We start from the raw sequence: 10,615 nt of genomic DNA, 5'->3' as shown, positions 1-10,615 counted from the left end.
GGTCGCCGCCCCGGAGGACGCGGATCACGCCACGGTCAGTGAGCTGGTTCTGCTCCCGGGCCCCGACGCTCTCGTGGCACCGACCTGGGTGCCCTGGGACGAGCGCATCCGTCCCGGCGACCTGGGACCCGGCGATCTGCTGTCTCCGCGCCAGGACGATCCCCGGCTCGTACCCGGGTACGTCGAATCCGGCGACCCCGCCATCGACGAGGTGGCGGGCGAGATCGGCCTCGGCCGAAGCAAGGTCATCAGCCTCGAAGGACGCCTCGACGCCGCCCAGCGTTGGCACGACGGCGACTTCGGGCCCGATACCGAGATGGCCAAGGCTGCGCCGTCGACCTGCGGGCTGTGTGGCTTCTACCTCCCCATCGCCGGGTCCATGTCCGCCGCATTCGGGGTGTGCGGCAACGAATTCGCGGCCGACGGACACGTGGTGCACGCCGAGTACGGCTGCGGAGCGCATTCGGACACCGAACTTCCCACCGGAGCCGGATCGCCGCAATTCGAGCCGTACGACGACGCGGCACTCGACGTCATCGCGTCGCCGGTCGCTCCGGTCGAGCCTGCTGCTGTTGCCGAGACGACCGACGGCGTCGAGAAGGCCGACACGGACGAGGCTGCCCCGGAAGCGTCGGTGCCTCCACAAGAGGCTGCCTCCGAAGAGCCGGCTGACGAGGTCGTTGCGGTCGACGAGGCCGAACCCGTCGCCGACGATGCGTTGACTACCACCGATCGTGCTGCGCAGGAAGAAGCTTCGGCATCTCCGAGCTGATCGATCCGTTCGACACCGAGTCGCTGCGGGAGTCGATTCTCGCGGCGTGGGGCTCTTCTCCCACCAGGCTTCGGGAGGATTCGGCGTCCGAGTCCGATCTGGTGCGCGGGGGTTACCGCGATCGTCTGTTGACCGAGCTGGCGCAGAACGCGGCGGACGCCGCGCAGCGCGCCGGCGTGCCGGGTCGGCTGGCCGTGTGGACCGATGAGTTCGGTGCTCTGCATGTCGCCAATACCGGTGCAGCGCTCGATGTCTCGGGTGTGCATGCACTCACGGCGTTGCGGGCCTCGGCCAAGGGCTCGACGGACCCTGGCGTCGGACAGTTCGGGGTCGGGTTCACCGCCGTGCGTTCGGTGTCCGACGAGCTCGAGGTGCGCTCCCTTAACGGCGGCGTGGCGTTCAGCGCACGGCGCACGCTCGAGGCGATGACCGAGCGAGGCATGCCCTTGCCTGACACCGGCGCGCCGGTGCTGCGGCTCGCATGGCCGGTCGCAGATTCGCCGGCCGACGGCTTCGACCCAGAGATCGTGTTGACATTGCGAGCCGATGTGGCGGCGGATTATTTCGCGGCAGGATTTGTGGACGAGGCCGTCGACCTGCTGCTCGAACTGGAGGCGTTGAACTCCATCGAGATCGACGGCGTCGTGATCGACTGCAGCAGAACGGAATTGGACGACCATTCCTCCGAGATCACGATCGGCGCGCGAACCTGGCGGCAGTTCGCCACCTCGGCCGCCCGCTGGCTAGCTCCGGTTGTCGACGGTCTGCCCGTTCCCGCGGCACCCGATGTGTTGCGCGCTCCGACTCGTTCTGACGAGCTGATGTCGTTGCCCGCGTTGGTCATTGCCGATGTACCGATGCAACCCGATCGGCGACGCGTGTTGCCGGGTGTCTCGTTCGACGCGGTAGCGCACGGGTACGTGGACTTCGTGGCCTCGCTGCCTGCCGCATCCAGGGTGTCGTTCGTGCCCGAGGTCGGATTCGCTCGCAGCGAGGTCGACGGCGCACTGCGTGAACTCGTGTTTCGTCGATTGTCCTGCGCACCATGGCTTCCTGGAGTAGACGGACGCGATCTGGTGCCCGAGCGGGCGAACGTCGTGGCCGACGCCACCGAGGAACTCACCGAGGTACTGACAGGTGTCGTACCCGATCTGGTCGACGCATCACTGTCGGGTGCACGGCATGCGTCGGCGCTCGCGGCAGTGGGTGTGCACCGGATCGGGTTGGCGAGGCTGGCGGAGATGGTCGGTGGGCTCGATCGCGAGCCGAGTTGGTGGCGGCGACTGTTCGACGCGTTGACCCCACTTGTGGTCGACGGTGTGGCTGCGGAAGAGCTTGCAGCGCTGCCTGTTCCGCTCGCGGACGGTCGCACGGTGACCGGTCCGCGGACGACGGTGATCGGCTCCGACGCCTCGGCTGCGGTCACCTGGGTCAGGTTGGTGCACCCGGAAGCGGTGAGTCCGCTGCTGTCGCGTCTGGGTGCCCGCGAGTCGACTGCGACCGAGCTGCTCACCGACCCGGCGCTCGAGGCTGCGCTGGACGATCTCGACTGGGACGAGAGCGAGGAGGTCGACGGTCTGGTCTCGGCCGTGCTCGCGCTGGCGGCAGAGGCGAGCGAACTACCCGGTTGGCTCGGCGGTCTGCCCCTCGAAGACGACGAGGGTGAATTGCGCAGCGCCGACGAATTGTTGCTTCCCGGAGCGCCGTTGGCGGATCTGCTGATACGGGATTCGCCGTTCGGTGTGCTCGCGCCTGCGGTGGTGGCCAGGTTCGGTGAGCGGGCGCTGCGAGCAGTGGGCGTCGGGTGGGGGTTCTCGGAGGTGCGTGACGAACTGCCGACCGGGCCGGATCACGATCTCGACGACGAGTCGGCATGGTGGTCGGGGCTGTCCGAGGAGCCGAAAACACTCTTGGCGGTTCGCGATCTCGACCTCGTTCGATCGGATGGCTGGTCCGAGGCTCTGACCGTACTGTTGGACGACCCGAGCACCCGTGCGGCACTGGCCGATCGGGACGGCTACACCGCGTGGTGGATCGGACGCCATGCGCGAGTGCATGGTTCGCGTCCGATTGCGTTTCGGGCACCGTCGGACGAGACGTTCGCCGGGTTGCTCGATCCGCTGGATCATCCGCGTGCCGACGAACTGCAGGCGGTGCTCAGCGCGTCGATCTGCGACAGCGCCGATACTGCTCGCGTGCTGCTGGCAGCGCTGTCGTATCCACAGCGGAGTCCGACCCCTGCGGTGATCGCGCGAACCCACACGCTCATCGCCACCGCTGTGGTGGAGCGGCGCATCGAGGTCTCGGACATCGATCCCCCGGATCGTGTCCGCACGCTCGGCGGCGCAGTCGTGGACGCGTCGGATGCGCTGGTGATCGACGCCCCGTGGCTGGCGAGCGTGGTACCACCGGAGGTCGCCGTGCTCTCGGACATGGCTACCGCTGCGGCACTGGCCGACGTTCTCGACATCAGGTCGGCGTCGGAGGCGATCAGCGGAGAAGTGCTGGGAGTGGGACGGGTCAGCTCCTGGGATCGTGAACCCGGAGCCGTGTCGGCCTGTGCGGTCATGGGATTGCCGCTGCCGTCCGGCGGGGTGGTGGTGCATCGCGAACTCGTGGTGCGGCTGTCCGGTGACGTGACCGGCGAGCGGACGGTCCCGTGGTGGGTGACCGTCGATGGAACGGTGCACTGCACGGAGAGTTGGGAGCGACCTCGTGGGGTTTGACGGTGTGATCCTGGACTGGATGGTCGAGCATCGAGTCGGGTGGGTCACGACGATGTTCTGGATCATCACCACGCTCGGCAACACGGTGTCGATGTTTCTGCTGTCCGCGGTGGGCGTCGTTGCATTGCTTCGCGTCGGACGCAGATCGGATGCCGTCGTGATCGCAGGCGCGATGCTGACCGGATGGGGTCTGATGAATGCGCTGAAGTTCGCGTTCGCGCGGGAGCGTCCACCGCTTCCGGAGCGGCTGGTGGACATTGCGAGCCATTCGTTTCCGTCGGGCCACGCGATGATGTCGATGGTGCTTGCCACGGTGGCGATCGCGGTGATGCTGCGATCGTCCACTCCGTGGCTGCATCGGCCGGTACTGCTCGTGTTACCTGTGGTCGCGTCCCTGCTGATCGGATTCTCTCGGATCTACCTGGGTGCGCACTGGACCACGGACGTGCTGGCCGGCTGGGTGTTCGGTGCCCTGTGGGGGCTGGGTTGGATCTATGCCGTCAGGCTGATCAGCGCGAGAAATCCGAGCGCTGTGCGATGACGAGCAGCTCGTCGCGCATGGCAGGGCTGGAGACAGCGTTGGCGCGTGCGTAGAGGGCGCGGAGCGAGCGGACGTGGTTGCGGCGAGTGCGGTACTGAGAGACGAGCTTCATGGCCTGGCTTTCGTGGATCAAGAGGTTGTTTTATCTGACATAACCCATGGTCCACGTTAACTTTGTGTTACTCAACCGGTTGAGGGGTTAGTTTGCCCACGTCAGAGGCCTGTGGTGACCGGGCTAACGTGATTCTGATCTCAATCGAGGCCGCGTTGGGCGGTTTTGCTCCCGCGACGTGACGCCGCTCTCTGCATCAGGAAGATTCCGAACCCTACGGCACCGACCGCGATGCCGCACCAACACGTGGCCAGTGCGTCGCCGCCCCCACCTCCGGTGGCGGTGAACACCACCAGCGCGAGTATCCAGCCGAGGATGCCGATCGCCAACACAGGCACCGGATCGGTGAGGCTGCGCGGAATCTGGGGGAGGTCGGCCACGAAATTCAAGTTACGCCACTGCCGCGTGTCTCGGCTGCGCCGTTGCGGTTACCCAAGTGCTTCGGTGTGCTTTATCGTTCGCTCATGCAATTGTCGTCGCGGCTACTCGACAACTACTTCAAGATCACCGAACGAGGCTCGACGGTCGGATCCGAGGTCCGAGGGGGAGTGGTCACCTTCGTGGCCATGGCCTACATCGTCGTCCTCAATCCGCTGATCCTGGGCAGCTTCTCCGCCGACGACGCGGCCGCCAAGACCGACGTGCTCGGCAACATCCTGCCGGTCGCCCAGGTCGCCGCCGTGACAGCACTGGTGGCCGGATTCATGAGCATCGCGTTCGGCATCATCGCCAACTATCCCTTCGGCATCGCAGCAGGCCTGGGTATCAACACACTGCTCGCCGTGACGATCGCACCGCAGGTGACGTGGCCCGAGGCGATGGGGCTGGTCGTGATCGACGGCATCATCATCGTGCTGCTGGCCGTCACCGGATTCCGCACCGCGGTGTTCAATGCGATCCCGGCCGAGCTCAAGGCAGCGATCGCCGCAGGCATCGGCGCGTTCATCGCCTTCATCGGACTGGTCGACTCCGGCTTCGTGCGCCGCATCCCCGACGCCGCGGGCACGACGGTTCCCGTCGGGCTCGGCATCGACGGGTCCATCGCGTCGTGGCCGACGGTGATCTTCGTGTTCGGGTTGTTGCTGATGGGTGTGCTGGTGGTGCGCAAGGTGCGCGGCGGTCTGCTGATCGGCATCGTGGTGACGACGGTGCTGGCGGCGATCGTCGAGGCCGTCACCGACGTGGGTCCGTCGAACGGCGTCGACCCCAAGGGCTGGAACCTGTCGGTTCCGCAGCTGCCCACCGAGTTGATTCAGTCTCCCGATCTGTCGTTGGTGGGCAACGTCGATCTGTTCGGAGCGTTCACGCGCATCGGCGTGCTCGCCGCCAGCCTGCTGGTGTTCACGCTGGTGCTCGCGAACTTCTTCGACGCGATGGGCACGATGACCGGTTTGGGCAAGGAAGCGAAACTGGACAAGGACGGGAAATTGCCGAACATCGGCAAGGCCCTGGTCGTCGAGGGGGCCGGAGCCATCGTCGGTGGCGGTGCGTCGGCGTCGTCGAACACCGTGTTCGTCGAATCGGCTTCCGGAATCGCCGAGGGCGCGCGTACCGGACTGGCCAACGTCGTCACCGGATTGCTCTTTCTGTTGGCCATGTTCTTCACCCCTCTCACGGCCGTCGTTCCGATCGAAGCGGCCGCTCCGGCACTGGTCGTGGTGGGTGCGCTGATGATCGGACAGGTCCTCGACATCGACTTCCGGCGCTTCGATTACGCGTTGCCCGCCTTCCTGACCATCGTGGTGATGCCCTTCACCTACTCCATCGCCAACGGGATCGGCGTCGGTTTCATCACCTGGGTGATACTCGCGGTCGGCTCCGGTCGGGCGAAGTCGGTCCATCCCCTGTTGTGGATCGTGGCGTTGCTGTTCGTCGCATATTTCGCCGTCGGACCCATCACCGAGGCGGTTACATGATGCGAGGTCGGTACCAGGGCGTATTCTCTGCGCTGTGACGTCGGGAAATGTTGTGAAGGACAATCGGGAATTGGCAAGCGACCTGTCGCTTGCGGTGGTGAGGCTGACTCGCCACCTTCGGGGTAGGCGAGTGGACTCGCAAGTCTCGCTCACTCAGCTGTCGGCTCTGGCCACGCTGAGTCGGGAGGGTGACATGACGCCGGGTGCATTGGCCGCGCGAGAGAAGGTACAGCCGCCGTCGATGACGCGGGTGATCGCATCGTTGGCCGAACTCGGCCTGGTGGCGCGCACCCCACACCCCACCGACGGGCGGCAGGTGATCGTCTCGCTGTCACCGGCCGGGCGAGAGCTGATCGCCGACGAGGCCAGCGCCCGCGAAGCGTGGATGACCGCGCAGCTCGCAGGCCTCGGACCAGAGCAGCTCGACACACTCCGTGACGCGGTGACGATCATCGGGGCCCTCGTGAGCGACTCCGAGTAGTTACCTAGGTTTATTATTTGAACGGTGGCCCCTGTTTCCCGTTCCTCCGGCTCGACGATGTTCGCCGCCCTGAAGACTCACAACTACCGATTGTGGGCGTCGGGGCAGATCGTCTCGCTGGTCGGCACGTGGATGCAGCGGGTGGCCCAGGACTGGCTCGTTCTGACGCTGTCCGGCGGCAACGGCTTCGCCGTCGGCATCGTCATGGCCCTGCAGTTCGGGCCGACACTGTTCCTCTCGGTCTGGGGTGGGGTCCTGGCAGACCGATACGACAAGCGCAAGCTCCTCATGATCACCCAGGTGTTCGCCGCGGTCTGCGGTCTGGTGCTCGGTGTGCTCGACGTCGGGGGGATGGTCGAGCTGTGGCACGTGTACGTCATCGCGTTCATCCTCGGCTGCTCGTCCGCCATCGACGCTCCTGTGCGGCAATCCTTCACCATCGAGATGGTCGGCAAAGAGACCCTCGCCAATGCGATCGCGTTGAACTCGATGACGTTCAACATGGCGCGCATCGTCGGGCCTGCCGTGTCCGGAGTGCTCATCACCCTCGTCGGCACCGGCTGGGTGTTCCTCATCAATGCCGTGTCGTTCGCGGCGGTGTTCGGTGCCCTCGTGGCGATGAACGTCGGTCAACTCTTCCGCGTCGAACCTGCCCCACGCGCCAAAGGGCAGGTGCGGGAGGGATTTCGCTACGTCTGGGGGCGCGGTGACCTACGAGTACTGCTGGCCACGGTCTTCATGGTCTCGACGTTCGGCCTCAACTTCCCGCTGAGTCTGTCGGTGTTGGCGCGCAACACGTTCGGTAGCGGAGCGGACGCCTACGGTCTGCTCTCGACGACGCTGGCGGTCGGCACGTTGGCCGGAGCGACTCTGGCTGCACGGCGGGCGAGCGCACCGCGCCTGCGTCTTTTCATCGGTGCCGTCATCGCATTCGGAGCTTTCGAGTTGATCGTCGGGTTGATGCCCAACTACTTGCTCGTCGCGCTTCTGCTGATACCCACCGGCGCCCTGACTTTGACGTTCACGACGTCGGCGATGAACATTCTGCAGATGTCGGTGCCGTCCGACATGCGCGGACGCGTGATGGGCATCTACATGCTGTGTTTCCTCGGCGGCACTCCGCTGGGCAGTCCGGTTCTCGGTTGGCTCGCCGACGCCTTGGATCCGCGGGCACCGTTGCTGTTCGGCGGGGCCATCTCTCTGGCCACCGGCCTCTTCGCGGCCGTGTATCTGCTGCGGCACAACAATTTGCGGATCACCGTGGTACGGCCCGCGGACGGTCATCGGCTCCCCACCCTCGATACTGTCGCCGTGAGCACGAAGGTGTGACGGTCAGTCAGATCCAGCCGTGGCGTCGAGCGAGAGCGCAGGCCTCGTGCCGGTTCGCTGCCCCCAGTTTCGCAGCGGCAGCGGACAGGTAGTTGCGGGTGGTGCCGGGCGAAAGATGAGCCCGCCGTGCGATCTCCGCGATCGACGCGCCGTCCGCGGCGAACTCGAGCACATCGGCCTCGCGTGGTGTGAGCGGAGAGTCTCCGGCTCCGATGGCTTCCGCGGCCAGCGTAGGGTCGACGTAGCGACCGCCGCCGTGGACGGTGCGCACCACCTCGGCCAGCGTGGCAGCCGACGTGGTCTTGGGGAGGAACCCGCGTACGCCCGCTTCGAGCGCCTTCTTCAGGTAGCCCGGCCGACCGTGACTGGTGACGATGATCGACGCACAGGAGGGCAGCGTCTCGGCGATCTTCTGGGCCGTCTCGATGCCGTCGATCCCGCCCATCTGCAGGTCGAGCACGGCCACATCGGGGGCGAGAGAGGCTGCGACGGTCAACGCCTTCTCGCCGGAGTCGGCCTGCCCGACGATTTCGATGTCGTCCTCCAGATCGAGCATGGTCGCCAGAGCGGTTCGGATCAGATTCTCGTCGTCGGCCAGTAGTACTCGAATCATGGTGTGGTCCTCGGCTTCTGGGGCGATGTCGGTAACGTCGCAGTGAGGGTGAATTCCTCGCTCGTCTTCTCCGTGTTCAGCGCTCCTCCGACGTCGACCAATCGTTCGCGCAACCCGCTCAGGCCGGTGCCGTCGTCGCGCTCGGACGATGCACCGGGACGATCGTTGATCAGGCGAATGCTGTTGTCGGTCAGCTCGATTCGACAATAAGTGGCGGACGAGTGGCGCAGAATGTTCGTCACGCCCTCACGGACCACCCAGGCGGCCGCCTCGGCCGCGCGCTCGGACAGAACCGAGGTCTCACCGACCAGTTCGGTGGAAATACCTGCGGCCGACAGCAGGGATCGAGCCCCGTCGAGTTCCGACGCCACATCGACCGATCGGTAGCCGCGAACCAGCTTTCGAGCGTCGGCCATGGATTCCTGGGCCAGGATGCGAACCTCGTCCATCTGGCCCGCCGCTCGATCGTCACCCCGGCGAGCCAGCGTTGCGGCGAGTTCGCTCTTGACCGCTATTGCGGAGAGCGCACGTCCGACAACGTCGTGCAGATCTCGAGAGAAGCGCAGACGCTCCTCGGCAACCGAGAGCGCGGCAGCAGCGTCGCGAGTGGCATCGAGTTCGGTGACGATGCGCAGCAGCCATGCCGACAGTTGCACCGTGAAGGCCATGAAGGCGATGAAGATGCCGAGGATCACGGTGTCCACCGCCGGTGTTCCCAGAGCCGCCGCGAGCAGAGCAGCGGCCACAGCCGCCGCGAGGGACCAACGCAACGGAATCAGGGTCGCGACCGCTGTGGTGACGAGTACGGCGGCCCAGATTGCGTTGCTCGTGGTCCCTCCGGCTACCAGCACCACGGCGGCGACCGCCGCGATTGCCAACGGGATTCGTGGGTCGGCCGTCGACTCGCCGCCGAGTGCGGGGGTGCGCTGCACAACCACGAAAGTGGCGGCCGCACACACGGCTGCTGCCGCCATCGACCGATAGTCGTCGTACTGCAGAGATGTCAGCATCGCACCGACGGCGACACCGACGGAGATCAGCAGGAACGACTGGCGGGTGTAGACGCGCACCTTGTGCACTGCACTGCTGTCGTTCCAGCCGTGCAGTGGATTGAGGTACTGGTGCAGCTTCATGATCCCCAGCCTTGCAGACGGTCGACGAATGACGCGATCTAGGACCGCGGTTCCCAACGGAAGTGCGTGCGGGCGATCAGGAGACTGCCGACGATCCAGGCGAGCATCACCAGCAGCGGCATTCCGGCTTCGGTGAAGGTGGCGGCGAACCCGGCCGACGCGTCGCCCGGGCTTGTGGTGCCGAACCAGCCGAGGTTCAACAGGTCCGAGACTGCGGCCATCGGGGTCAGCTCTATCACCCTGCCGAACGAGTCCGGGAGGGCGTCACGAAGCAGTGAGGAGCCGGCCATGGCGACCAGGATCACCGGCAAGCTGGTGATCTGCGCCGCCTCTGCATTGCGGGTGAACGCCGACGTGATCAGGGCCAGGGCGGCGAACAGCGCAGCACCGCCGAACAGGGCGGCCACGACCAGTAGCGCGTTGGTGGGAACGGGTCCGCCGAAGGCCAGCACCACTGCTCCGACGATCAGTCCGAGGACCACGGTGAGTATCAGCGAGGGGATGGCCGGTCCGAGCAGGATCTGCACATCCGAACTCTCTCCGGTGCGAAGTCGTTTGAGTACCAACTCGTCTCGGCGCGTGGCGTAGACCGAGAGCATGTTGTAGTAGACCATGAACACCAGCAGGAACAGAGCGAAGATCTCCAGTGCGGCTCCGACGCCTGCGTCGGTCAATCCGTCGTCGCTGCGGCTACCCACGATCAGCAGGGCGATGGGGAAGATCAACGGCATGACGATCGCGTTGAACAGCAGTACTCGGTTGCGTCCGAGCAGTGTGAACTCTGCTCGTGACAGTGCGGTCATCGTGCTCATGCGCTCATCACTTTCGTGTGTGTCGATTCGGGATTGTCGAATTCGTCTGCGATGGAGAGGAATACGGTCTCCAGCGATGCCGCCCGGGCGTCGAGTCCGTGCAGGGTCACCCCGTTGGTGCGGGCCCACACCAACAAGTCGGTGAGCGTGTCCTGTACCGAGGAGGTCCGGATCGAGACG

General features: G+C 65.7%; 11 protein-coding genes and 1 pseudogene. 6 read left to right on the top strand and 6 right to left on the bottom strand.

The genetic code is table 11. The annotated features are described in order from the left end of the window. The 3 genes from A2J02_RS05620 to A2J02_RS05610 all read left to right on the top strand — a co-directional run. Positions 1 to 772: DUF3027 domain-containing protein (locus A2J02_RS05620; protein ID WP_068047871.1), on the top strand; the 772-nt coding region annotated here is incomplete at its 5' end. After that, the gene (locus tag A2J02_RS05615) at positions 769 to 3,498 is read left to right on the top strand and encodes a sacsin N-terminal ATP-binding-like domain-containing protein (RefSeq protein WP_068047867.1); all 2,730 of its coding nucleotides are present in this window, start codon (positions 769 to 771) and stop codon (positions 3,496 to 3,498) included. The genes A2J02_RS05620 and A2J02_RS05615, both read left to right, overlap by 4 nt. Beyond that, on the top strand, positions 3,488 to 4,039 hold the full coding sequence (locus tag A2J02_RS05610) for a phosphatase PAP2 family protein (RefSeq protein WP_197477948.1): 552 nt from the start codon (positions 3,488 to 3,490) through the stop codon (positions 4,037 to 4,039). Before A2J02_RS05615 ends, A2J02_RS05610 begins: the two co-directional genes overlap by 11 nt. Here A2J02_RS05610 and A2J02_RS27590 read toward each other — a convergent pair. Both A2J02_RS27590 and A2J02_RS05605 read right to left on the bottom strand, forming a co-directional pair. Beyond that, entirely contained in the window at positions 4,008 to 4,151 is a 144-nt protein-coding gene (locus tag A2J02_RS27590) for a hypothetical protein (RefSeq protein WP_156516107.1), read from the bottom strand. The two genes, A2J02_RS05610 and A2J02_RS27590, sit on opposite strands and share 32 nt — an antisense overlap. A gap of 140 nt (positions 4,152 to 4,291) precedes the next feature. After that, positions 4,292 to 4,531 carry a DUF2530 domain-containing protein gene (locus A2J02_RS05605; RefSeq protein WP_082898832.1) on the bottom strand — a complete coding sequence of 80 codons (240 nt, stop codon included), beginning with the start codon at positions 4,529 to 4,531 and terminating at the stop codon, positions 4,292 to 4,294. 84 nt (positions 4,532 to 4,615) lie between these two features. Here A2J02_RS05605 and A2J02_RS05600 point away from each other — a divergent pair, with 84 nt between their 5' ends. The 3 genes from A2J02_RS05600 to A2J02_RS05590 are packed head-to-tail and all read left to right on the top strand — an operon-like array spanning position 4,616 to position 7,877. After that, positions 4,616 to 6,067: an NCS2 family permease gene (locus A2J02_RS05600; RefSeq protein WP_068047858.1), complete on the top strand. Its 1,452-nt coding sequence runs from the start codon at positions 4,616 to 4,618 to the stop codon at positions 6,065 to 6,067. Between the two features lie 52 nt (positions 6,068 to 6,119). Further along, positions 6,120 to 6,548: a MarR family winged helix-turn-helix transcriptional regulator gene (locus tag A2J02_RS05595; RefSeq protein ID WP_037188786.1), complete on the top strand. Its 429-nt coding sequence runs from the start codon at positions 6,120 to 6,122 to the stop codon at positions 6,546 to 6,548. Between the two features lie 57 nt (positions 6,549 to 6,605). Beyond that, complete coding sequence (locus tag A2J02_RS05590) at positions 6,606 to 7,877, top strand: MFS transporter (protein WP_068047854.1); 1,272 nt, start codon at positions 6,606 to 6,608, stop codon at positions 7,875 to 7,877. Between the two features lie 7 nt (positions 7,878 to 7,884). On the opposite strand, the gene A2J02_RS05585 is transcribed toward A2J02_RS05590, so the two are convergent. From A2J02_RS05585 to A2J02_RS05570, 4 genes and pseudogenes are all read right to left on the bottom strand, one after another. Further along, a complete protein-coding gene (locus A2J02_RS05585) occupies positions 7,885 to 8,490 on the bottom strand; it encodes a response regulator transcription factor (protein ID WP_068047851.1) in 606 nt (201 codons plus the stop codon). Then, positions 8,487 to 9,623, bottom strand: coding sequence for a sensor histidine kinase (locus tag A2J02_RS05580; protein WP_068047848.1), 1,137 nt, complete (start codon positions 9,621 to 9,623; stop codon positions 8,487 to 8,489). The genes A2J02_RS05585 and A2J02_RS05580 overlap by 4 nt, the downstream gene beginning before the upstream one ends. A gap of 38 nt (positions 9,624 to 9,661) precedes the next feature. Further along, positions 9,662 to 10,435, bottom strand: a complete 774-nt coding sequence (locus A2J02_RS05575; RefSeq protein ID WP_068047845.1) for an ABC transporter permease — start codon at positions 10,433 to 10,435, stop codon at positions 9,662 to 9,664. After that, positions 10,432 to 10,615, bottom strand: a pseudogene (locus A2J02_RS05570) (ABC transporter ATP-binding protein); the annotation flags it as partial. The pseudogene A2J02_RS05570 and the gene A2J02_RS05575, both read right to left, overlap by 4 nt.

Source organism: Rhodococcus sp. EPR-147 (genome assembly GCF_001647185.1).
Taxonomy (GTDB): domain Bacteria; phylum Actinomycetota; class Actinomycetes; order Mycobacteriales; family Mycobacteriaceae; genus Rhodococcoides.
The sequence above is the reverse complement of the archived record's forward strand: the minus strand, read 5'-3'. Positions and strand labels throughout refer to the sequence as shown.